At 47.2% G+C, this 21,619-nt stretch carries 23 protein-coding genes and 1 pseudogene; 1 reads left to right on the top strand and 23 read right to left on the bottom strand.

From position 1 onward, the window contains the following. Positions 1-24: 24 nt before the first annotated feature. The 6 genes from H9Q77_RS11610 to trxB all read right to left on the bottom strand — a co-directional run bounded on the left by H9Q77_RS11610 (position 25) and on the right by trxB (position 7,035). Positions 25-849: an enoyl-CoA hydratase-related protein gene (locus tag H9Q77_RS11610; protein ID WP_249325662.1), complete on the bottom strand. Its 825-nt coding sequence runs from the start codon at positions 847-849 to the stop codon at positions 25-27. A gap of 89 nt (positions 850-938) precedes the next feature. Next, positions 939-2,123 (bottom strand): acetyl-CoA C-acetyltransferase, encoded by a 1,185-nt coding sequence (locus tag H9Q77_RS11615; protein WP_249325664.1) that lies wholly within the window; start codon positions 2,121-2,123, stop codon positions 939-941. Positions 2,124-2,285: 162 nt separating this feature from the next. Continuing rightward, positions 2,286-3,326, bottom strand: coding sequence for a M23 family metallopeptidase (locus tag H9Q77_RS11620; RefSeq protein WP_249325666.1), 1,041 nt, complete (start codon positions 3,324-3,326; stop codon positions 2,286-2,288). Positions 3,327-3,491: 165 nt separating this feature from the next. Further along, complete coding sequence (gene hpf, locus H9Q77_RS11625; protein ID WP_022313187.1) at positions 3,492-4,019, bottom strand: ribosome hibernation-promoting factor, HPF/YfiA family; 528 nt, start codon at positions 4,017-4,019, stop codon at positions 3,492-3,494. Between the two features lie 632 nt (positions 4,020-4,651). Further along, on the bottom strand, positions 4,652-5,836 hold the full coding sequence (locus H9Q77_RS11630) for a C40 family peptidase (protein WP_249325668.1): 1,185 nt from the start codon (positions 5,834-5,836) through the stop codon (positions 4,652-4,654). A 275-nt stretch (positions 5,837-6,111) separates the two neighbouring features. Next, positions 6,112-7,035 carry a thioredoxin-disulfide reductase gene (gene trxB / locus H9Q77_RS11635; RefSeq protein WP_249325670.1) on the bottom strand — a complete coding sequence of 308 codons (924 nt, stop codon included), beginning with the start codon at positions 7,033-7,035 and terminating at the stop codon, positions 6,112-6,114. A gap of 142 nt (positions 7,036-7,177) precedes the next feature. On the opposite strand from trxB, the gene ymfI reads away from it, so the two are divergent. Beyond that, the gene (ymfI, locus tag H9Q77_RS11640; protein ID WP_249325671.1) at positions 7,178-7,912 is read left to right on the top strand and encodes an elongation factor P 5-aminopentanone reductase; all 735 of its coding nucleotides are present in this window, start codon (positions 7,178-7,180) and stop codon (positions 7,910-7,912) included. Here the strand turns inward: ymfI and H9Q77_RS11645 are convergent. The 17 genes and pseudogenes from H9Q77_RS11645 to H9Q77_RS11725 all read right to left on the bottom strand — a co-directional run bounded on the left by H9Q77_RS11645 (position 7,887) and on the right by H9Q77_RS11725 (position 21,609). Next, the gene (locus tag H9Q77_RS11645; protein ID WP_022153493.1) at positions 7,887-8,141 is read right to left on the bottom strand and encodes a hypothetical protein; all 255 of its coding nucleotides are present in this window, start codon (positions 8,139-8,141) and stop codon (positions 7,887-7,889) included. The two genes, ymfI and H9Q77_RS11645, sit on opposite strands and share 26 nt — an antisense overlap. A gap of 257 nt (positions 8,142-8,398) precedes the next feature. Continuing rightward, positions 8,399-9,241, bottom strand: a complete 843-nt coding sequence (locus H9Q77_RS11650; protein WP_249325672.1) for an HD domain-containing protein — start codon at positions 9,239-9,241, stop codon at positions 8,399-8,401. Positions 9,242-9,339: 98 nt separating this feature from the next. After that, entirely contained in the window at positions 9,340-10,167 is an 828-nt protein-coding gene (locus H9Q77_RS11655) for a YhfC family intramembrane metalloprotease (protein ID WP_249325674.1), read from the bottom strand. A gap of 48 nt (positions 10,168-10,215) precedes the next feature. After that, positions 10,216-10,863, bottom strand: a complete 648-nt coding sequence (locus tag H9Q77_RS11660) for a non-canonical purine NTP pyrophosphatase (RefSeq protein WP_249325675.1) — start codon at positions 10,861-10,863, stop codon at positions 10,216-10,218. Positions 10,864-11,071: 208 nt separating this feature from the next. Continuing rightward, positions 11,072-12,424: an MATE family efflux transporter gene (locus H9Q77_RS11665; RefSeq protein WP_249325676.1), complete on the bottom strand. Its 1,353-nt coding sequence runs from the start codon at positions 12,422-12,424 to the stop codon at positions 11,072-11,074. A gap of 23 nt (positions 12,425-12,447) precedes the next feature. After that, on the bottom strand, positions 12,448-12,855 hold the full coding sequence (locus H9Q77_RS11670; protein ID WP_249325677.1) for a helix-turn-helix domain-containing protein: 408 nt from the start codon (positions 12,853-12,855) through the stop codon (positions 12,448-12,450). Positions 12,856-12,965: 110 nt separating this feature from the next. Next, positions 12,966-13,178: an L-2-amino-thiazoline-4-carboxylic acid hydrolase gene (locus H9Q77_RS11675; RefSeq protein WP_249327160.1), complete on the bottom strand. Its 213-nt coding sequence runs from the start codon at positions 13,176-13,178 to the stop codon at positions 12,966-12,968. A gap of 143 nt (positions 13,179-13,321) precedes the next feature. Beyond that, entirely contained in the window at positions 13,322-13,954 is a 633-nt protein-coding gene (locus tag H9Q77_RS11680; RefSeq protein WP_249325678.1) for an L-2-amino-thiazoline-4-carboxylic acid hydrolase, read from the bottom strand. Then, positions 13,951-14,685, bottom strand: coding sequence for a DUF6796 family protein (locus H9Q77_RS11685; RefSeq protein ID WP_249325680.1), 735 nt, complete (start codon positions 14,683-14,685; stop codon positions 13,951-13,953). The genes H9Q77_RS11680 and H9Q77_RS11685 overlap by 4 nt, the downstream gene beginning before the upstream one ends. Positions 14,686-14,815: 130 nt before the next feature. Beyond that, on the bottom strand, positions 14,816-15,307 hold the full coding sequence (locus tag H9Q77_RS11690; protein WP_249325681.1) for a hypothetical protein: 492 nt from the start codon (positions 15,305-15,307) through the stop codon (positions 14,816-14,818). Beyond that, positions 15,307-15,741, bottom strand: coding sequence for an L-2-amino-thiazoline-4-carboxylic acid hydrolase (locus H9Q77_RS11695; protein WP_249325682.1), 435 nt, complete (start codon positions 15,739-15,741; stop codon positions 15,307-15,309). The genes H9Q77_RS11690 and H9Q77_RS11695 overlap by 1 nt, the downstream gene beginning before the upstream one ends. Positions 15,742-15,755: 14 nt before the next feature. After that, a complete protein-coding gene (locus H9Q77_RS11700; protein ID WP_249325684.1) occupies positions 15,756-16,364 on the bottom strand; it encodes a class I SAM-dependent methyltransferase in 609 nt (202 codons plus the stop codon). 1 nt (position 16,365) lies between these two features. Continuing rightward, a complete protein-coding gene (locus tag H9Q77_RS11705; protein ID WP_249325685.1) occupies positions 16,366-16,980 on the bottom strand; it encodes a class I SAM-dependent methyltransferase in 615 nt (204 codons plus the stop codon). 295 nt (positions 16,981-17,275) lie between these two features. Continuing rightward, positions 17,276-17,356, bottom strand: a pseudogene (locus H9Q77_RS11710) (hypothetical protein); the annotation flags it as partial. A 224-nt stretch (positions 17,357-17,580) separates the two neighbouring features. Beyond that, positions 17,581-18,447 (bottom strand): metallophosphoesterase, encoded by an 867-nt coding sequence (locus H9Q77_RS11715; protein ID WP_249325687.1) that lies wholly within the window; start codon positions 18,445-18,447, stop codon positions 17,581-17,583. Between the two features lie 122 nt (positions 18,448-18,569). Beyond that, a complete protein-coding gene (locus H9Q77_RS11720; RefSeq protein ID WP_249325689.1) occupies positions 18,570-20,930 on the bottom strand; it encodes an ABC transporter permease in 2,361 nt (786 codons plus the stop codon). Continuing rightward, the gene (locus H9Q77_RS11725) at positions 20,914-21,609 is read right to left on the bottom strand and encodes an ABC transporter ATP-binding protein (protein ID WP_041254460.1); all 696 of its coding nucleotides are present in this window, start codon (positions 21,607-21,609) and stop codon (positions 20,914-20,916) included. The genes H9Q77_RS11720 and H9Q77_RS11725 overlap by 17 nt, the downstream gene beginning before the upstream one ends. Between the last annotated feature and the right edge of the window lie 10 nt (positions 21,610-21,619).

Here is a 21,619-nt window from a genome sequence, read left to right on the forward strand (position 1 = left end):
TTTATACTTTTATATTCGTAATGATTAACAGTTCTTAAAAGGCTCTTTTACCTTCTCCTTGTTCTTGTCAAGGAAGAAAGCCATACCATACTTCTGATCTTCTGTCTCGAAGCAGTCACCGAACAGCTTCTCTTCGATCACTACTGCCTGATCCATATCTGCATCCAGGCCTTCGTTAATAGCCTTCTTGCAGTTGCGGACTGCGATGGGAGCATTCTTTGCAATGGTCGCTGCCATCTTCTGTGCTGCTGCCAGCATTACTTCCTGTGCGCTCTTTACTACATTGCCGTCAGCATCAACCTCGGCGCTGTATACTTCATTTACCAGACCGATTCTGTAAGCGTCTGCTGCCTTGATATTACGTGCGGTGTAGATCATCTGCTTTGCCATGCCTGCACCTACCAGACGAGCCAGTCTCTGGGTTCCACCGAAGCCGGGAGTGATTCCCAGTCCTACTTCAGGCTGTCCGAATACTGCATTATCGGAACAGATTCTGATATCACAGCTCATGGAGATCTCACATCCACCACCCAGAGCGAAGCCGTTGACAGCTGCGATCACAGGAATGGGGAAGGTTTCGATCTTGCGGAACACATCGTTACCCTTCTTGCCGAATGCTTCGCCTTCTGCCTTGGTCAGGCTGCTCATCTCTCCGATATCTGCGCCTGCCACGAAGGACTTAGCACCTGCACCGGTGATCACCAGGCAGCGAACCGTTGCCAGATCTACTGCATCCAATGTAGCGTTCAGTTCATCCAGCACCTGAGAATTCAGTGCGTTCAGTGCTTTCTCACGGTTAATGGTGATGGTTGCCACATTACCATTCTGCTCATACAAAATGTAATCCATGTTTTTACCTCATTTCACATTTCTATTCGTGTTTTCAAAACCACACTAAGGCGATAGAGATTCTACCGCCCCAGCGAATATTTATAAAATTAATCCTCGATCTTAACGATGGTGGAGCAGCCCATGCCACCGCCGATGCACAGAGTAGCCAGACCGGTCTTGGCACCTCTTGCCTGCATCTCATGCAGCAGAGTTACCAGGATACGGCATCCGGAAGCTCCTACGGGATGACCCAGTGCGATAGCACCACCGTTGGGGTTCAGCTGCTTATCTACATCAATACCCAGTTCCTTACCAACTGCTACGGACTGAGCCGCGAATGCTTCGTTAGCCTCGATGATATCGAAGTCTTCGATCTTCATATCGGTCTTAGCCATTACCTTCTTGGTAGAAGCCACAGGGCCGATACCCATAACCTCAGGACGAACGCCTGCCAGAGCACCTGCTACGAAAGTTGCCATAGGCTTAACGCCCAGCTCCTTAGCCTTCTCCTCGCTCATAACAACGATAGCTGCTGCACCGTCGTTGATGCCGGAAGCGTTACCTGCGGTAACGAATCCACCGGGATTGATGGCACGAAGCTTAGCCAGACCTTCGATGGTAGAACCATGACGAGGGCCTTCATCGGTATCGAATACGATGGTCTCTTTTTTCTTCTTAACTTCCACGGGAACGATCTCTGCCTTGAAGGCACCGTTCTTCTGAGCCTCTTCAGCCTTTAACTGGCTCTTTAATGCGAACTCATCGAGTTCTTCACGGGTAAGTCCCCACTCTTCGCAGATATTGTCTGCGGTCTTGATCATATGATAATCATTGAAAGCGTCCCAAAGTGCATCTTTGATCATGGTATCTACCATGGTTGCGTTACCCATACGATATCCGTAACGTCCCTGAGGAATTGCGTAAGGAGCCATGGACATGTTCTCCATACCACCTGCCACTACGATATCTGCATCACCGGCCATGATCATCTGTGCTGCCTGGTTCACACAGTTCAGACCGGAACCACATACCACGTTCATGGTAACTGCGGGAACTTCAATGGGAAGTCCTGCCTTGATCGCTGCCTGACGTGCTACGTTCTGTCCCTGTCCAGCCTGGATTACACATCCCATATATACCTGGTCAACTGCTTCGGGAGCAACGCCTGCTCTCTTCAGAGCCTCCTTGATCACGATTGCGCCCAGCTCCGGTGCAGGAGTTGTGCTTAAGGTTCCACCCATAGTACCGATCGCGGTACGGCAAGCGCCTGCTAATACAACTTTCTTTGCCATTTGTTTGTCCTCCATTTTTTGGTTTTGCTTGGTTTGCTTTCTGAAATGTTTTTAGATTGTTATTTTTTTATCATTTCACTGTTCCTATTTTAACATAGCGAAATCGGTTTTGCAATGATTTTGTCAAAAAAATAACAAAATAACAAATGAAATTTTTAGAAATCAGAATTCCCGGATTTTTGTAGTACGGATCCACTCTCTTGTTCCCTCGACTTTCTGCACTTCCTGCGTGTGTTTTGCCAGAAAACAGGTCAGCGGATAGACATCGATCCAGATCTCGTTGTCACTCTCTTTCTGTTCTTCATCAAAGACCAGTTCCAATCCCCAGTGCAGATGGGTTACTTCTATATTATTTACATTTTCTGTGGTACTGTAACCGGTATGTCCCATATAACCGATCACATCCCCCGCCGCCACCACGCTGCCTTCTTCCAGTCCTTCCGCATAGGGGTAGTTCTGCCGCAGATGTGCATAGTAATAGTAGCGCTTATTATCAAAGCTGCGGATACCAATGCGCCAGCCGCCGTACTGGTTCCAGCCCAGGGCTTCCACAGTGCCGGACTCGACAGCAATGATAGGTACACCGACGAGCCCCATCATGTCATGGCCCAGATGCCTTCGTTTATATCCGTAGCTTCTTCCCGCCCCGAAATCATCATAATGAGTATAATCAAATCCTCTCGCAATGGGGCAATAACCTTTTAATCCGTATTTTTTCTGCCAGGTGCTCTGTCCGTCTTCTCCGATCACCTCTGCCTCGTATTCTCCCACCAGTCCTCCTAGCGCCGCGCTGTAAGCTTCCAGATAATACGGATAGTATTTCATATCTTTTGTGAGAGTTTCTATCTCTGCCTCTCCCTCCGCCAGCTTCTCCGACGTCTCGTTCAGGATCTTCAGCGCCTTTTTGTCAAATTCCCCTCCGGTTCTGGCTGCGGTATATGCAAGCAGCGGGATCCACTCCACATGATGTTCCGTGTCAAACGTATCCACATCCCAGTCATATGCCTGGCAGAGCGCTTCATAGGATACGGTAAAGTCCACCCATTTGATATAATCCTTTCCCGCAGCCGAGGTCGCGGTGACCACCGCCTGTTCCATGCTTTCTGTCCGCCCTGTCTCCCTGAGCAGAAATGCTCCCATCATTATAAATAGAAGCATCACCTCTGCCCGGATCCATGCCCGCATTCTCTTTTCTCTGTCCATTCCCTGTCCTGCTCTCAGTTCCTCCTTACAGGTTATGTTTCTGATTTTTCCGGTATTCAGACAATTCGAAAATCTCCGGGGCATATCATTTCCCATACAACAAAACAGCCTGCCGGAAACTCCGGCAGGCTGTAAATTTGTCTTTATTTAATTTTCTGTCCGGTTTTATACTTCCGGCTCGATCAGTCCGTAGGTATCGCCCTTTCTCTTGTACACTACATTTACCTGATCTGTCTCTGCGTTGCAGAATACGAAGAAGTTGTGTCCCAACAGTTCCATCTGAATGCAGGCATCCTCGGGATACATGGGTTTGATATCGAACTTCTTGGTACGAACGATCTTAATCTCGTCATCGTCTGTGTAATCATTCTCTACATAGGCTTTGCTGAAAGAAGCTGCCGCCTGCTGTTTGTCAACGATCTTGTTCTTATATTTTTTCAACTGTCTCTCAATGATCTCTTCCACCAGATCAATGGATACATACATATCGTTGCTTACCTGCTCCGAACGGATAATGCTTCCCTTTACCGGAATGGTCACCTCAATTTTCTGACGTTCTTTTTCAACGCTTAATGTTACATGTACTTCTGTGTCGGGATTGAAATACTTGTCCAGCTTGCCGATCTTTTCCTCCACTGCTGCTCTTAATCCTGGTGTAACTTCGATGTTTCTGCCAACAATAATAAACTTCATGCTGATCATCCCTTCCAAGTATTTATTTACAAGGTTTTATGTAGCATCCCTTGTATTTATTGTATAGTCATTATAGCACAATAGCACAGCTTTTTGCAACAATTTAAGAAGTTTTTTACTTGTTTTTGACATTCTGTATGTCAACCCTAAAATCGACAAATCCTGTCATTTTATTATTTTTATTACATGTTCACAAAACATTTGTTCCTGTTTTTTCGTAAATTTATCCCCCTTGCAGTGCCGGTTTTTCTGTGGATAATGTGTATAACTTGGTGTATAAGTAACTTTTATCCTATTTTCTGGCATTTTGGATGTGGATAACTTATTTTGTATTTAAATTTCTTTTCTGTCGTTTTTACGTTCGTGTCACTTTTTTTGTATACTTTGTATAGTTCCGTTTTGTCAATCCCCATTTCATCGCATAACAATATTTTGACAAATTGCACAATTCGTTATACAACTTATAATTTTTTGCCTTATCGGCACTTAAGTTCCACTGTCCCCACAGCATCCTGTCCACATAGAAAATAAACCGACCACATGACACGGTGCAATCGAGTAGTCTCGCTCATCGTATACACAAAAAAGCACTGTATGTTTCCACACAGTGCCTTGTACTTGCTGTTATATAATCAGAAGATCCGTCGAACTGCCAGTACCTTCTTGTAATCCGCATTAGATACGATGATACCGGTCTTGGCGGTAGATGCATGAACGATCTGACCATTACCGATATACAGTGCTACATGACCGGAGTAACAGATCAGGTCTCCTGCCTGTGCATTAGCCAGTCCGTCAACTGCTGCACCCTGGCTGCGGTCTGCGGAAGAGGAATGAGGAAGGCTTACACCGAAGTTCGCATATACACTCATTACAAATCCGGAACAGTCGGTACCGTTAGTCAGGCTGGATCCGCCGTATACGTAAGGGTTACCAACGAACTGTAATGCGTAGTCGGCAACTGCAGTACCCATCTCGCTGTCTCCGCTGGCTGTATAGGTAACTGCGGGGGCACTACCGGAAGAACTCTTACTGCTTCCCGCTGCCTTCGCTGCCGCTGCGGCGCGGGCTCTTTCTCTCTCTTGCTTCTCCTTAGCCAGACGCTTTTCTTCTTCCTCCTTGGATTCTGCTTCAACGAACTCCGTATGAAGAGAAACAAATTCTGTGGAGACCCATCCAAGACCTTCCTCGGTATCTACCTGTACCCAGCCATCGGCCTCATCGGATACTACCAGGTCATCCTCCAATGGAACCAGACCTAATACAGAAGCCTCTAAAGAAGGTTCGGTACGTACTTTTAAGGTTGTGGTGTTAACGGTCGCCAGTCTTGTACCTACCTTTTTGGCAAGCTCTACCGCTTCATCACCGGTCACACAGTACTCGGCTTTTACATAACCGGTTACGGAACCGGAAGAGATCTGATACCAGCCGTTCTCTTCGGAGATGAAGAGACCTACGGAATCGTCATACAGCTTACCGACGATCTCACCCTGCTCACTGGGCATGCTTCTTACATTTACATAATCATTTACCTGTGCAATGACCAGATTCTTAAAAGATTCTTCCTCGGATGCTTCCGGGGTCGTGTCCATCTGATCATCACGGAGTACAGTTTCAATAATACTTTCAATCTGTTTGGTATTGTTCGTACCTGCGGAAAGACTCTCTAACTTATTACCCTTTGCCAGGGTCAGTTCAATACCACCGCTGGGAAGTACCGATGAAGATGCTGCTGCATCTGCGGTAATATTCATTCCGGAAAAAGCCATAACCGCTGCCATGGTGCACACGGTAATTTTTACAGATTTACGAGCCATTCTATCCTCCTGAAACTCTTGGAGCTATCTTACTTTCTTAACTTACTTCTTTATATTTTCGGATCATTTGTTACGAATTTGTTACATCTGTTAACAAATATATCACGCAGTCCTCCTTTTGTCAATATAGTAAATTAATTGTCAACACTTCCAAAATTTCCCATTTCATGCGGGTTTGCGGATATTTTACATAAAAAAAGCCACCACATGGGTGACTCTTTTCTTTAAATATTTTTCAATTTTCTTTCAAATTTCTTAATGAATCTATTACTAATCTATGACTGTTTACGAAAACGGTTGCAATAGTTCCCGGCGCTGACCGCCGCATTAGCGCCGTCAGCCACTGCCGTCACGACCTGGCGCAGAGGCTTCTTACGGATGTCACCCGCCACATAGATGCCGGGGGTGTCAGTCTCTCCGGTCTCGCCTGCCGGAATATAGCCATCCTCACCGACTGTCACCAGGCTCTGCAGCAGTTCGGTGTTGGGATGGATACCTACAGCGATAAAGATGCCCGCTACTTCCAGATCCTTCTCTTCTTCCGTCTTCACGTTTTTGATGCGCAGCTTTTCCACCATATCCTCACCGCAGATCTCCGTGACCACATGGTCGTAGAGGATCTCCACGCTGGGAAGGCTCTTTAATTCCTCCTGTAATACCATGGCTCCCCGCAGGCTGTCTCTTCTGTGGATCAGATACACCTTTTCACAGGTTCTCGCCAGATAAATGGCATCCTCCAGCGCCACATCTCCACCGCCGACCACAGCTACCGTTCTGCCCCGGAAAAAAGCTCCGTCGCAGGTAGCGCAGTAGGACACACCCATGCCGTTTAATTCTTCCTCACCAGGCACGCCAAGCTTCGCATGCTCCGCACCGGTGGCAAAAATCACCGTACGGGTCTCCAGTTCCCGGTCTCCTGCGTAGACGCATTTGTAATCGCCACGTTCTTCCACACTGTGTACCGTGGCTTCTAAGAATTCCGCCCCCAGCTTCTCTGCATGCTGTCTGAAAGTCATCCCCATGTCGAAGCCACCGATCCCGGGAAGTCCCAGATAGTTATCCACTTCATAAGTATTAAGAATCTGTCCGCCGCTCATGGGCTTTTCTTCTATAATAAGTAGGTTCAGCCCCGCACGCTTTCCGTAGACTGCGGCGGACAGCCCTGCAGGACCGGAACCGATAATGATCAAATCATACATAATTTTCTCTCCTTTTGTCCAGTGTAGCAGTTCCCCTATGGAAAAGCAAGTCCATCTGTGCTACACTCGTTTTACAGGTTTTTTACATTTGGCACTGTTTTATCTCCCAAAGTTGCTGTAGAATTCAGAAAGGATACTTTACATGAATACAATAAAGAACACTCCGTTGGCTCTTGTCACCGGTGCTTCCCGCGGTATCGGACGTGCCATCGCAGAGACCCTCGCCGGAGCCGGTTACGACCTTGTCCTGACCTGTAGCCGCACTCTCCCGGAGCTGTCCGGCCTTGCTAACTCTCTGGAAGAAAAATACGGGATCCACTGCACCGCGCAGATGGCAGACGCATCGGATCCCGTTGCCATGGATCGATTATTTGCTTCCCTGGATCATCTGGACGTTCTGGTCAATAATGCCGGAATCTCTTACATTGGTCTGCTCACGGATATGAGTGTCGAAGAATGGCAGCGTGTCATAAATACGAATTTAAGCTCCTGTTTCTATACCAGCCGTCTGGCAATTCCTCTGATGCTGCTGAAACACAGCGGACGCATTGTTAACATTTCCTCCGTCTGGGGAAACGTCGGAGCTTCCATGGAAGTGGCTTACTCCGCCTCCAAGGGCGGTGTGAACAGCTTCACCAAAGCACTTGCCAAGGAGCTGGCTCCCAGTAATATCCAGGTCAACGCCATCTCCTGCGGTGTTATTGATACTGCCATGAACCACTGCTTCTCCCCCGAGGAAATGAACGCTCTCCGGGAAGAAATTCCTGCCGACCGTCTGGGCCAGCCGGAGGAAGTCGCAAAACTTGTCCTCCAGCTCATCCAGGCGCCAACCTATCTCACCGGACAGATCCTTACTCTTGACGGAGGCTGGCAATAACACTTTCCGCCGATTCTCCCGGTACCAGTGATGCCACGATCCGCTCCATCTCTTCTTTGGATCCAGCATCCCGGCACCGGAGGATCAGATGTTCCTTCTCCGTCTCTGTCAGTGCCGCATAGCCTTGCATGGCCTGTTCATTCATCGCCAGCGCCATGCCGAATCCTACCGGCAGTTCATTCAAGGGAAACGCTTCTGTTCCGCCGCTTCCCCCAGTCAATCCATCCATTGCAAACTCCTTTCCCGCGTTCTGCGAAGATGCCTCATTTTACAGGCATCCTGTTTTTGCATAACAATCGTGCACTTGATCGATAACATAATTTTGCATATGTTATCAATCAAGTGCTACTGTTTAGTCTGTGCAGGAGGAATCTGCGATATACAAAACGAAAACTCGCTCTTTGTAACTGAAAATCTCACGAATAACGGTATTCTCCGCCATCCGTGAGATTTTCAGTTTGGTTTCTGTCTGTCAGGTATCCAACATTATTTTCCGGCAAGATATTCTCTCATATGTTCTCTGATATGCTCGAACTGTTTTCTCGTATGAGAATTTTTCGACTCAAAATTCATCAACCGATCCAGATACCCCTGTCTCTTCACAATACGGCAGCTCTCTGGATAGACCAGCTCGTACACCAGTGAAATATGTCCCACCACATTATCCACCGCTGTTTTCTTCAGGGAACGCAGTACAGCGTGCTCCTCATCAAAGCTCTGCAACACTTCCGGCGTCACTTCCTCCTGATATAATACCTCGGTGTCCACATTGTAGATTTCTTCCAGAGGGAATTCCACATTGACCTTCAAAATATCAATCTTATCCGCATCCCGTAAGATATGGCAGAACATTGCTGTACGTTCGTCCAGTTCTTCCGGAATCCGGTAGGCGCTGTGATAAAACACCGCCGTCCACAGAAGCTCATCGCAGGAAGCATCTTCCACGAAATCCCGGATGCTGATCCCGGCGTCTGCCTGAATTTCCTCGGGCAGGCATTCTTCACTTCCGGAAACAAGTCCGTGTTTCTCTTCCCAGACCTTACCAAATAAAATCCTTGCTCCGTATTTCGCATGATCGATGGAATCCGCATCAGTAAAGGTTCCATATACCCGCTGCTGCTCAAACCGTCCCACATCATGGAGTAGTCCGGTCAGCCACGCAATATCCACCTCTTCCTCCGGAAGTTCAAGGGATCTGGCGATCTGTTGGCACAATCCGCAGACCCGGTAGGTGTGTTCTATTTTCAGACGGATCATGTCCCGGCTGCTGTCATAACGGTCCGTGTATTCCTGAAATGCTGCCAGTGCTTTTTCTCTGTTGATCTTCATTGTTCGTTGCCTCATATCTTTTATATCATATTTTATGACTCATGACACGTTCGCCTTTTTTTAATCCATTCCTTCTTATCTGCAGGCTTCTGTCTCCGTCAGACTTTTTTCTCTGCTAGCGACAGATAGACCAGCTTGTATACCGCTACACAGATTACTGTAACTACCAGCAGCAATCCCAGCTCCAATGCCCATGTAGGAATCGTAGAGGCACACACCACAGTCAGAAAGTCCACTGCGAAATGAAGTCCAAAGGCTGCTGCCAGCTGCAGCTTTCTGCCTGTCTTCACCGCACTGTATACAAGAATCGACAACGCGATCTGCAGAGCGATCGCACTGATCCGCTCTACCGGTGCGAGATAGAACTGGTAAGCCGGCGTGGTCCAGAGAACAGAGAGCTGATGGTAGGTTACCTCCTGCTGTGCGGGCTCCAATGCCGTCATAGTCTTCTCCATCAGTCCACCGTTGATCATGGCTGCGGTTAGGAGATTGCTCATAGAAGACATACCAAGGATCAGAAAAGCTTCAATGCCGCCATGTCCTGCTCCGTACATCAATGCATTTTCTCTGGTAAGATGTTTTTTCAGGAAGAATTTCATGGCGATCCACCGGCCACACTCCTCAAAAAGTGCTGCTGCAAGCCCACCGTAAATCGCATACAGCCAGAGATTGTCCCGGATCACGCTTCCGGTCACCGTCAGCATGATGGCATGACAGATCTGCTCTAAGATCATGGCAAAGCCCACGAAAATTCCACAGCCGATGAAAAATGCCGGCACCCACGCTCTTGTCTTCTTATAGATAAAGACACCTAAAAATATGGGTAACCCCACGGATAACAGCAGAGATATCACCATCCCCACCATACTTGCACCGCTTACAGTTCCCCAGTTCATTGCTGCTTCCGTTACACTCTCAACTGCCATATATTCTCCTATCCGGGCGCCGTTGGGGCGCTCTGCGCACTTGTTATTTCACTGTCTGCTGCCGCTTATATTCACCGTTCCCTCTTGTAAGATCCTCCGGAAAAAGGTAAGAAAACCTTCCTCTACCGCCACCTGATCCACCGCCGTCTCCGGCAGATCATAGAAATATTTCCCGGTTCCGGGATCCAGGGAAATGCTGTCCAGCGGAAACCCCTCTCTGCGGATGCTGCTGTGGGGTACATCCGTCAGCCAGAATTTCTCACTTTCCATGTCAGGCTCCATCGCCTCATATACATGTTCCTCATCCTGCACATAGCAGATGGCATTGCGGTATTTTGCCGTAAGCCTTCCATAGCGTTTTACCAGTCCGATATAATGCTCCAGCATCTGCTCATCCGTCAGATACACACCGTTCACCGTACGCACATGTACCCCGGGCTGGACCGCCTCCGGGACATCTTCAAAATACAACCCGGAATCACAGGAAAATACAGGCATACGAAAAGCTTCATAATAAGCATGCGCTTTCTGCCTGGCATTCTCCAGAGGCGTATTGCCGGTCTCCGGGACATTAGGGATCTCCACCCCCTGTGCCCGCAGATCCTGCAGACTGATCAGTTCGATGCCAAGCCCGGCTATGCGGTTCTGCATGGCAGCTGCCTTTGCCGGATTGCCGGTACCGTATATCAGTTTCATAAGCATTGTCCTGCTTTCTTTCCGGTCAGATCAGCGCCGGTGTCTGTGCCAGGACAGAGATAATCGCGATCGCCGCCAAAATCACAACAACTACCACTACTGCAACAATGATCTTTTTTTTCATATAGGATACCTGCTCTTTCTAACCCTTTTATGGTTTTGCATCTCATGAACTAATGATGACATATTTCAAGGACAATTTCAAGGATTATGAAAATATTCGAGATGACTCCACTTTCTCGCCCGGCCAGGATTTTCTGAGTGCCGCATAGGAAACCAGGAAGTTGGCAAGCCAGCCGGCCGGCACGGCAAGCCAAACAAACGCAATGCCAAAACGCGGTGCACAGATCAAAGCCACAGACAAGCGGATCGCAAGGTTTACCATATTGGCAATGAGGAACGGTCGCATGATGCCGAGTCCGCGAAGAACTCCATCGGTTGCCATTTTAATTCCCATAAAGATAAAGAAGTATCCAAGCCATCTCATATAATCTTCGGACACCTGATAAGCCAGCGCTGTTCCGTCTTTTCCAAGAAATAGCGAGGAAATCTGCGTGTGCAGTGTTTCAATGACAAGGAAGGCAAGCGCCGCAAAACACACGTCCAACACCAATGCCGCATGATAACCTTTTTTGATACGCTCGGTTTTGCCTGCCCCAAGGTTTTGGGAAACATACGGCGAAACTGCATTACCGATGGATACGAAGATCAGGGAAAAAACATTCTCCACCCGCATCGTCGCCGCATATCCTGCAAGAGCCTGTGTGCCGAAAGGATTTACCACTGCCTGTACGATCATCATACCGATAGACACGGTAGACTGCTGCAAAACCGAGGGCACTGCGATCCGAAGCATCGAGCGCAGCCCGCGCCCGTCAAATCGCTGAAACGGACTTTGGTATCGCCGCATCCGGTTAAAAAAGATCAAAAGTGAAAAAACAGCGGAAATTCCCTGGGCAATCAGGGTTGCAAGTGCCGCACCGAATACACCAAGCCCCAGACCGGCTACCATCCAAAGATCCATCACAATATTCAGAATGGATGAAAAGATCAGTAGCCCCAACGGAATTTTCGATTCGCCGATGGAAGTGAACATGGTGGAGAGAATATTGTACATGAACAAAAAAGGAAAGCCCACAAAATAGACCCGCAAGTACAGTACCGCTTCCTCCAGAATATCGGCAGGGGTCTGTAAAGTGCTCATCATCGCATGGGAAAAGCAAAAGCCAAAGATACCAAGGAGGATACTCAGAAGTAAAAAGCTGATCAGCGACGTAGACACAATGGTTTTCATTTTGCCATACTCTTTGGCGCCGAAATAGCGACTCACAAGCACACCGGCACCGACACCGGCACCCAGTGCCACACAAATGAAAACATTCGTCAGGGCTGCACAGGCACCAACCGCTGCCAGTGCAGAGGAACCCACAAACTGACCGACGATAATGGAGTCAGCCATATTGTATACCTGCTGAAAAAAGCTGCCGAGAATCATCGGCATTGCAAAAACCGTCAGCGCTTTCAGCGGTGCATCGGTAATCAAATACTCATCTTTTGACATGATCCTATTCCTCCACAGTTCCTTCAGCATTCTTCCATGGCTTCTTCAACTTGTTCATCTGCATCTTCTGGAAGTTGGATGGCATCCAGCTTTCGCGTGAAAAGTTCAATCATCGCAGGATACTGATTTGTAATTGGGTGACTAAACCGATAAAACTGCGGCACACCTTCTTTCTTTATATGCAGCAATCCCATTTCTTCAAGCTGTTTCGATGCCCTTGATATAGAAGTAGGTGTCAGTTCCAAGTTCTTCGCGGCTTGACTTGTAGATAGTTCCTGTTCGCCTCCAATCTTAACTCTTTTTGAGTTAAGATACAATATTTGAGTTAAGAACAGTTGAAAATCAACATTATCAAATATTATTTTTACGCAAAAAAAGCCCGATGCAACATGAGCATTACACCCACACTGCACCGGATATTCCATCATCAACTTTCATATGCCCTTTTTTTTCTCCGTACCAGCAGGCGACCTTTGCATCGGGCTGTATCGGAAAGTTCGTCCGATACTGCTTTTGCGGCATACCAATATGCCGCCCACTATTATCTGACCTTCATGCAGAAATCACAGCGGTCATTTCCACGCCCCAGCGTCATGCTTCTCTCCCAGATCAGCTTCGGATGCAGCCCAGTATAGCTGATGTCATCACTGTCGCAAAAGCAGCGACACAGCTCCGGGCAGCCATATTCTGTGCAGGTGTCGTGATAGGGACACTTCATCATATCCACACGCCAGACGCCGTTACCGGTCTGCAGTTCTTTTGGGGCAAAGCCCGCCGCCGGGCCGAAAACGCTCCTGGTGGACTTGACGAAAACGCCGGGAACAAGGCGGTAAAGCGCAGTGCCGCAGTTTCCCGGAAATCACGGGAAAGATAGGTTTCCTTCCTCTTCATCGTCCGTTACCCTTTCTTTTTGTATCCGCAGTCGCAGTAGGGCCCGCCGGAGGCAAGGGTGTACTGCCGCACAAAATTTGTCACGCCGCCCGCTTCGCTCATGGTGTAGTCCAGACGGCACAAAGCAGGGGTCAGGTCGTACAGCCCCAGCTCCTTCATCAGCACACAGATGCCGCACTTGGTAAAGCGTCCCTCGTAGCCGCTGCCATCCGGATATTCGTAAAACTCCATGTTCCACGAATAGGGGTTGCGGTCGGCGGCTTTCAGAGCGGCAGTGGCTTTCATGGCAGCGATATCCTTTGCGGTGAACTTGCTTTTTCCGCTCTTACGGCAGAACCACTGCATGGGCGCTGTCATCATCGCCTTTGCGTAGTAATCCGTCAGGCAGTCTACCGCCGGGCGCTGCGGCATGGAGAGAATGAACGCGCCGAGCATTGCGCAGTTGACGATGTTCATCTTGAAGCGGTCCGCTTTTTCAAACTCCGGCAGGTCTGCAATGATTGCTTTGTACTTCGGCTTTGCTTTTTTCGTGATCGCTTGTGCCGCATCGGCATCATAGCCGAACACCGCCGTCAACTGCTTTTGGAATGAGCCTGCAAACAACACCCACATTCCCATTGGCATACCCATGTATTTCATTGCACTGCCTCCTTACATTCTCCGCATTTTGCCTTCTCCCGCAGCAACACCAGCCCCAATACCAAAACCAGCAGGTGTCCGGCGGATTCCGTGCCGTGATCGATCTGATCCAGCGGCCACGGCAGAAGCGTGAAGAGATTTCCCACAATCCCCATAAAAACGATGGGGTTGCAGAAGGATGCCAACATCCGCTGTGCTGTGTTTTTCAGCGGGAGCATCCTTTTCCAGATCATAACGAGCATCACGACGGAAAGAAGTACATCACACAGGATATATGCTGCCAGCAGCGGCGCGGCGTTGCAGTAAAACACCTTGTTGGCAATTTCAGCTGCCGCCTGCATATCGCCGTATTTCTCAAAGGTAAACTTGAAGATCAGCGCCACATTCATGAACATAGCATGAACATAGCCCCAGCAGACCGTGCCGGTGAGATAGGCGATTTGAAACAGCTTGACCCATTTCTGCTGCTTCGGTTGGGTGAGGCGTTGCTTCAAAAGCTTCCACATCTGGTGAAAACCGATGTAATAAAGTGCCGTTCCGAGAACACCGCAGATGATGCTGACCACCATGCGCCATGTTGCCATATCAAGATAGGCGACCTTGACCATCAGCCCAATGGATTCTGTGCTTTGGCTTTTCCCGGTCGCCGCAAATAAAAAGTCGCCGATCACATATAAAAGGCATCCAATCATACCTGCGATGAGTGCTCGTTTTTCTTTGCTCATTTTCATTGCTTGCCTCCAAATCCGATCTTCACGATCTGCATTTTCATCATGCCGTCACCGCCCATTGCATGAAAAAACAAAACAGCGGGAGCATTCCGATTTCCCAATGTCTTAAACTTCATTGTCTCTCCTTTCCTCAGTGAATAAAAGCCGTCATAAGGACCGCCAGCACCGCTGCTATACCTGCCATACCCATCGTGCCGAAAAGCCACTTTTTCTGCTTGTCTTTTGCAGTAATGTAGGGCTTCAGATCTTCTGTTCCGGGAATCGTCCATGCATTCGTGTGCCCCACCCAGTAGCCATCGATCAAAAAGCGGTCAATGAGATTCATAACGGACAAGATGACAAGCAGCTGCCAGAAGCCCGCCGCAAAGCCTTTCGCACCGTTTATCCCATAGACACAGACCAGCACATAACCAATATAGCCGGGAATACAAACAGCTTTGAAAAGTTGAGAATTGCGCTTGATTTTCTCGTGTGTCGTAAGTCCCAGCTTCACGCACCGCTGCTGCACTGCCGGGCTGTAGAGATGCACCATCCCAACAGCCCCCTTGCGGATGCCCACAGCACAGACAAGAGCCAGCAAAGCCCCCAACCCAAGACCTTCCAGAATCACCTGTAAAAGCATTACTTATTCCTCCTGTATCCGTTTTCATCCCGGTATTCGGGATGTTCCTTTACGTATGGATCCTTATCGCCGCAGATGGTATAGTCGCATCGGCAGCCGTCCACGCAGGTGGTCGTCCGCACGAGCTTTGCATGGAGCAGTTCCATGGACGCATAGTCCACATTGCACAGGGCGGGCGTAATGTCCGCAAATCCGAACCGCTTGGCAAATTCCACCGCCGGACACGCCGTAAATTCATAATAGATGGGCTTGCTGTTTTCGTAAGGTGCAACATCCATCTCATAATATGCCTTGTGGTCGGTCGGCGTAAAAACGCCGCGATGTCGGTTCTGCTTTTCAATTTCCTTTCGCAGTTCGTTCTCTGGCAGTGTGAAAGACTTTTTCACTCCGGAGAGTCTATACACTGCCCGCAGGATGGATGCAAAAATGCTCATGGCTTTTTTTCCTCTCATTTCCGCGCTGTAACGCACAGCCACCCCTTTTTGTTTTTGTGGCTCTGGATCTTACAAAATCCTGCTTGCTCCAGATATGCTTTCAGTGCAGTGTCCGTGTAGATGGTCATACCATTGATAATTTGTGTCCATTTGTCATCTTTTGCTGTTTCGCCGTTTGCTTCATTGCAGATGAAAAAGATCCCGCCGGGCTTCAGCACCCGATAGACCTCTCTGAAATTCTGTGCAAGCTCCGGCCAGAAGTAGACCGTTTCAAAGGCGGTCGCCACATCGAACTGCTCCGCTTCAAACGGCAGCTCTGTCACGCTTGCCTGTTGCACGTTGCACCGTCCTGCCGCAATGGCTCTGGCATTGACTTTTCGCGCTTTTTCCACGCTGACGGCTGAGTAGTCGATGCCCTGCACCCTGCCTTTGGGACACAGTTTCAACAGCGTTTTAATGTTCGCTCCACCGCCGCAGCCGCAGTCCAGTACCATGGCATCCGGGGCAGGCTGCAAAAATGGAAGTCCCCACGCTGCCATTGCGCTGTGTCCGAAGTTCATCATGGCAACCATGATCTTCCCGCCAAGTCCTACGGGCTTTCGGGTGTTTTCAAAGAATGACATATCACACCTCCGATTTCACACATTCTGCATAGGTCAGTGGGAAGGACGCTTTCAGCACAGCACTTTTTCGCACCCTCCACCCGTTCTGCCGCAGAAAACTCAGATACTCCTCACTCGTCCACCTGCTATGCAGAGGGAATCCTACCAATCTCATAAAATAGGCTTTGATCCTTCCTCTAAGTGAATTTTCCGCGTGCGTAAAGGTTGGCGCGATCAACACACCATCGTCCTTCAGCACCCGTTTGATCTCTCGCAGTGATTTCTCTGGCTGCGACACGATGTGCAATGCGTTGGATACGATCACCACATCAAATGAATTGCCTGCGTATGGCAAAGAAAACATATCCTGCACGGAAAAATGCAGCTTCGCAGAGCAATTTCCCCGCTTGGCTTCTGCAATCATTTTTGGAGAGGCGTCCGTCGCCTCAATGCATGCCGCTACTTTTACGATATGCTTGGCGATCAGTCCCGTTCCTGTAGCCAGCTCCAGCACTGTTTTGTCTTTCACGACCGGACGGATCAGCTCATATATTTTTTCGTATGCTGCCCTGTCTTTTCGCATAAAGCAGTCATACAGACCTGCATTTCTGTCCCAGAAATTCTTGTGTTCTCGCATTGCTGTCTCTCTTTTTATAGTTAGTTTTATCTAACCAGCACGTGTGCATTGACAAGTTAGGTTTTGCTAACTCATGCATTTAGGAAAAGCCGCATTTCTGCGGCCTTTCGGCTTATACAAATAGCTTGCTGCAAGCATCACACATCTGCGTTTTCAGCCACTGAGGATAACGATTCTCAATCTGCTCCTTGTGGGAACAGCCAAAATCTATTTTTTGCACCGTTGCGGTGGCCTTTGTCTTTTTGTCTATATTATACCGTGCTTGCTTCTGATTTGCAATGGTATAGTATTCTATGTTCTCATGCCCTGCCAGGTACTGAACTGTCTTAGGGTCAACGCCCGCATAGAGCAGATTCGTGATGTAGGTATGACGCAACAAGTTGTGAGCTTTGAAAAAGTAAACGGGACACGGTAAATCACCCTCCAATCGGCTACCGTGTCCCTGCAAGTCGTCATTGGTTTGTGTAGACGCAAAGAAACGGCGGCTCTGAAAATCAAAGCCGCCGTTTCAAATGGGCGTGTCAAATTGTCTGCTCTACGACGGCTTTTTTTCTTTTGCCGTCGTGCGGCAGATCATTTCAATATTCGATTGAAGTATCGTTATTCGGTGTTAAGTTCTACTAATACAACCTCTGGACGATTATTAAATCGGAATGGAATAATACTATTTCCAAGGCCGCGGCTAACAACCATATTTGTCTTTCCGTCTGTATAAAGACCGGAATCATATTTAGGAAACAGCCCTTGATTGGGGGCAACAAGCCCCCCAATAAAAGGCAATCGAAACTGCCCTCCGTGTGCATGACCACATAAAACCAAATCAACACCACAGCATACATAGGTTTCAAATAACTCTGGCCGATGTGATAGCAGTATAGTGTAACTGTTTTCGTCATCAATGAGGCTATTCAATTTTGTGTTGACCATGGCTGGTACTTCATTAAACATATCGCCCTTAATCGTAAAGTCAGGATCAGAAAGCCCGATAAGGGTAATCATTTCGTTGTTATGCACTAACTGTATTGCTTCATCTTCAAGGACAGTTACGCCAGACGCTTCAAGCCCTGTTTTGAATTGATCATAATGTGAGAAGTTAGCTTCGTGGTTTCCAGTTACAAAGTAGACAGGAGCTATTTGAACAGCTTTTTTTACAAAATCAAACGCAATCTCAATGTCTGCATGTCCAGCATCGATTAAATCTCCAGTTATCACAATAATATCCGGTTCGTGTTCAGACAGCAATTCTATCAATTCTGTATTGCTTTCTCCAAATTCAGCATTATGCAAGTCGGACACTTGTGCAATCTGAAAATTAGAAAAGGCAGATGGTATGCGATCACTGGAGATATTAACTGTACTTACCATCAATGCTGAATTGCCCCATACAGTACAGATTATCAAAACTAGCAGTATCGTTGTTAATACACCAATCTTCACCAATACTCTGGTGGAAAGAATTTTTTTCATTTTTTCCTCTCTTTCATCAACTTAATTATAAAAAAACCAGCTTACAAACAGGTGAATTTCAGCTTACGAATTTGTAAGACAAAAGCGGGTGGCTTCTAAATCCACCCACTTCAAAAGTAGAATCACTGTGCGCTGATTGTGTCAACAATGGACATATTGTGTATTCTCTTAATCGGACCGTACACCGCCACAATCGCAGATAGTACAACAATCAGAAGAATAATACCCAATTCTTTCAAAGGAATTGTCCAAGTATCACCCCATTTATAACTGATCAACATTTCGAACAATACCTTGTTGCTTAACAGTCCCAAAATGGTGCCAACTATACCGCCGATTATGGTATAAGTAAAGGCTTCTGCAACTATCATTTTCCTAAGCTGTCCTGTACTAAGCCCAATAGCGCGGAAAGAACCATATTGCTTTGATCTTGAGGAGACGCTCATAGCAATACTGTTTATTATGTTAAAAACTGTAATCAATGCAATCAAAACGAGAAATCCATAAACGAACAGCCAGAAACAATAATATGTTCCCATTGTACTGCTGTTTCCCATACGTTCATCGGAGAAAGTAAATGTGGAATCCACCATTTGATGGATAGCATAAACATCTTCATCGGTTGCTTCTTTGGTTAACTGCACATCAATAATCGTGTACTTTGATTCACTAGTAATTTGCTTAAATGTATCCTCTGAACAGATAATTGTTCCAACACCTGCAGCACTATAAAATGGACAGTCAGATAGTGTTCCCACGATTTGAATTTCTTTTTTTTGCCCGCTTATATTCAGTGTTACAGTATCACCAATTTGTATAGTATTCTGTTGCTCATAAACAATTAAACCAGTTCCCACATCGTTTTGTGCAGATTCAAGAGAACCTTCTAACAAATAGTCTTTCGCCCAATCAAATTGATGCTGCTCATAAGAGATCAAATCCACCTTTTTTTCAATACCATTTGTTACAGATGGAACCTCGTAGGCAAACATTCTTCCATACGCTAAATCCACAATAGAATTTTCTTTCAAATCTTCTAAAAATGTTTTGTCAATGGCGCAAGAATTATCAGGGCTTATGATAGATAAATCTGCTGTCCATGGATGAAGCGGCGTTAATGTATGCTGCATAAACTCGACCGTTACGGAAAACGATAAAAAAAGGATAATACTAAGAGCAAATGAGCTTGTCATCAAAAGTAAGTTTTTTCGGCTTGCTTTTGCATGATGAATCCCAAGTGCAGTATCAATCTTAAATAGCTTTGTATTGGCGGCATTTCTGGCGGGTTTCAAAGTATTTGCGTTACCGGAAACCGCTGCCAGAGGAGATACCTTTGCCGCCTTTTGGGCCGGGGAATAAGCAGCTAACAAAACCGTAAGTAATCCCACAACGATTCCTGCCAAAATGCTCGGAATGCTCAAACCGAATGTTGGCATAGCCTCGAAATATTCTGGGCCAAGGAAGCGTAAAACTGCACACAAGACCCAAATGACAACTACACCGATGGAAATACCCACAGGGATCGCCAAACGACACCAACTAAGCGCCTCTTTCCGTACCAGGCGCATAACCTGTTTTGGCGTTGCACCGATACAGCGCATAAGACCGAAAAACTCTGTCCGCTGAGCCACATTGCTATTTAGGCTGCTTGCAATCATCATAATGCCAGCTAACATTACCAATACAAACAATACAGCCGCAGCCAAGTACACTTGTAACAAAAAGGGGACGCGGCTTTGTCCAAGCAAGCCAAGCAGATTATTGTTGGAAGATATTTGTTCATTCGATAAATTGCATTGTTCTTTCAAATCTGCAATTTTCCATTGTATATTTCTTGTGTTTGCAAATTGAGTAAAAAACATAATGCCGTAATCATTCGGCTCCCCGTCTGATACATTCGGATAAATCGCGCAGTAATCCTCTGTGTTCAAAATGATGCCGTAGGAGTCGCCACTCATGATCGAGGCAGTATTATTCATAAATCCTGATATGGTAAAATTCAGTTTATCGCCATCAGGAGTTTCTACGGCAATGGAATCACCAATCGCAACACCCATTATCTGCTTTGCATTTTCAGTCACCAACGCTTCATTACTTGTCTGTGGAAAAACACCTTCTTCAAGTTGGTCAGTCCAGATTTCAGTTATATAGCTTTCATCACAACCGCATATCGCTACATCTTTTCCACCCAAAGTGTAGCCTAAATCTCCACGATAATTGAGTACGCCATACGGTGAAAATACTTCAATATCAGGGCGTGAAGCAATAATTGCTGCTTCTTCATTGCTGATATTCTTAATGGCAATATGCCAATTCCCAGACTCCTGCTGTGCCTGCAAAATCTGGCTGCGGATGAACATATCTGCCATTCCAAAAATAGTTGTAACCAGAAATACCGCCAGCACAATGCAGAAAATAGACATTCTGCTTTGCTTCTTGTGAATTTTTGCGGATATGGGAACAAGGTCAAGATAATGCTTCATTTGTTTTTCCTCCCAAATCCGTCAAAACGCCATCTGATACCCGGAACACCCGATCAACGGATGCAGTCAAATCCTTATTGTGGGTAATCATCAGGATTGTTTGCTGATAGCGACGGGACGCCTGCGTAAGCAGGGCGATAACATCCTGACTATTCTTGCTGTCCAGATTGCCAGTAGGTTCATCTGCCAGAATCAGTTTGGGCTTTGTGATTAACGCCCGGCCAATGGCAACACGCTGCTGCTGTCCGCCGGATAGTTGGCTCGGCAGGTGATGTCGACGCTCGGTAAGTCCCAAGAGTTCCAAAATTTCTTCTACTGCTGCCGGGTCTGGTTTGCGATAGTCCAAAAGAAGCGGAAACATGATATTCTGCTCCACATTCAGCTCGGAAACCAACTGAAAGGATTGGAAGATAAAGCCGATATTACGACGGCGGAAAATCGTGCGCTGTTCCTCTTTCATGGAAAACAGGTCTTGTTCATCAATCCAAATGTGGCCGGAAGTAGGGGTATCCAAAGCTCCAATACAGTTCAGTAATGTGCTTTTGCCAGAACCGGATTCACCCACAACGGCAGCAAATTCGCCTTTATCCAGGGAGAAGGAAACCTTCTTCAACGCTTCGACTTTCGCCTCACCCTTGCCATAAGTTTTACATAAATCTTGTACTTTCAATATTTCCATAGTCATCAGT

This window comes from Simiaoa sunii, assembly GCF_014337175.1.
Taxonomy (GTDB): Bacteria; Bacillota; Clostridia; order Lachnospirales; family Lachnospiraceae; genus Acetatifactor; species Acetatifactor intestinalis.

Coding starts and splice junctions, on each gene's coding strand:
- H9Q77_RS11695 (WP_249325682.1), bottom strand. CDS start 15,741: ATGAGCATTTTTGCATCCATCCTGCGGGCAGTGTATAGACTCTCCGGA.
- H9Q77_RS11690 (WP_249325681.1), bottom strand. CDS start 15,307: ATGCTTTTACAGGTGATTCTGGAAGGTCTTGGGTTGGGGGCTTTGCTG.
- H9Q77_RS11660 (WP_249325675.1), bottom strand. CDS start 10,863: ATGAAACTGATATACGGTACCGGCAATCCGGCAAAGGCAGCTGCCATG.
- H9Q77_RS11630 (WP_249325668.1), bottom strand. CDS start 5,836: ATGGCTCGTAAATCTGTAAAAATTACCGTGTGCACCATGGCAGCGGTT.
- H9Q77_RS11685 (WP_249325680.1), bottom strand. CDS start 14,685: ATGAAAATGAGCAAAGAAAAACGAGCACTCATCGCAGGTATGATTGGA.
- H9Q77_RS11705 (WP_249325685.1), bottom strand. CDS start 16,980: ATGCGAGAACACAAGAATTTCTGGGACAGAAATGCAGGTCTGTATGAC.
- H9Q77_RS11715 (WP_249325687.1), bottom strand. CDS start 18,447: ATGAAAAAAATTCTTTCCACCAGAGTATTGGTGAAGATTGGTGTATTA.
- H9Q77_RS11680 (WP_249325678.1), bottom strand. CDS start 13,954: ATGAAATACATGGGTATGCCAATGGGAATGTGGGTGTTGTTTGCAGGC.
- hpf (WP_022313187.1), bottom strand. CDS start 4,019: ATGAAGTTTATTATTGTTGGCAGAAACATCGAAGTTACACCAGGATTA.
- H9Q77_RS11655 (WP_249325674.1), bottom strand. CDS start 10,167: ATGGCAGTTGAGAGTGTAACGGAAGCAGCAATGAACTGGGGAACTGTA.
- H9Q77_RS11665 (WP_249325676.1), bottom strand. CDS start 12,424: ATGTCAAAAGATGAGTATTTGATTACCGATGCACCGCTGAAAGCGCTG.
- H9Q77_RS11615 (WP_249325664.1), bottom strand. CDS start 2,123: ATGGCAAAGAAAGTTGTATTAGCAGGCGCTTGCCGTACCGCGATCGGT.
- H9Q77_RS11610 (WP_249325662.1), bottom strand. CDS start 849: ATGGATTACATTTTGTATGAGCAGAATGGTAATGTGGCAACCATCACC.
- H9Q77_RS11725 (WP_041254460.1), bottom strand. CDS start 21,609: ATGGAAATATTGAAAGTACAAGATTTATGTAAAACTTATGGCAAGGGT.
- H9Q77_RS11620 (WP_249325666.1), bottom strand. CDS start 3,326: ATGGACAGAGAAAAGAGAATGCGGGCATGGATCCGGGCAGAGGTGATG.
- ymfI (WP_249325671.1), top strand. CDS start 7,178: ATGAATACAATAAAGAACACTCCGTTGGCTCTTGTCACCGGTGCTTCC.
- H9Q77_RS11650 (WP_249325672.1), bottom strand. CDS start 9,241: ATGAAGATCAACAGAGAAAAAGCACTGGCAGCATTTCAGGAATACACG.
- H9Q77_RS11700 (WP_249325684.1), bottom strand. CDS start 16,364: ATGTCATTCTTTGAAAACACCCGAAAGCCCGTAGGACTTGGCGGGAAG.
- H9Q77_RS11645 (WP_022153493.1), bottom strand. CDS start 8,141: ATGGATGGATTGACTGGGGGAAGCGGCGGAACAGAAGCGTTTCCCTTG.
- H9Q77_RS11720 (WP_249325689.1), bottom strand. CDS start 20,930: ATGAAGCATTATCTTGACCTTGTTCCCATATCCGCAAAAATTCACAAG.
- trxB (WP_249325670.1), bottom strand. CDS start 7,035: ATGTATGATTTGATCATTATCGGTTCCGGTCCTGCAGGGCTGTCCGCC.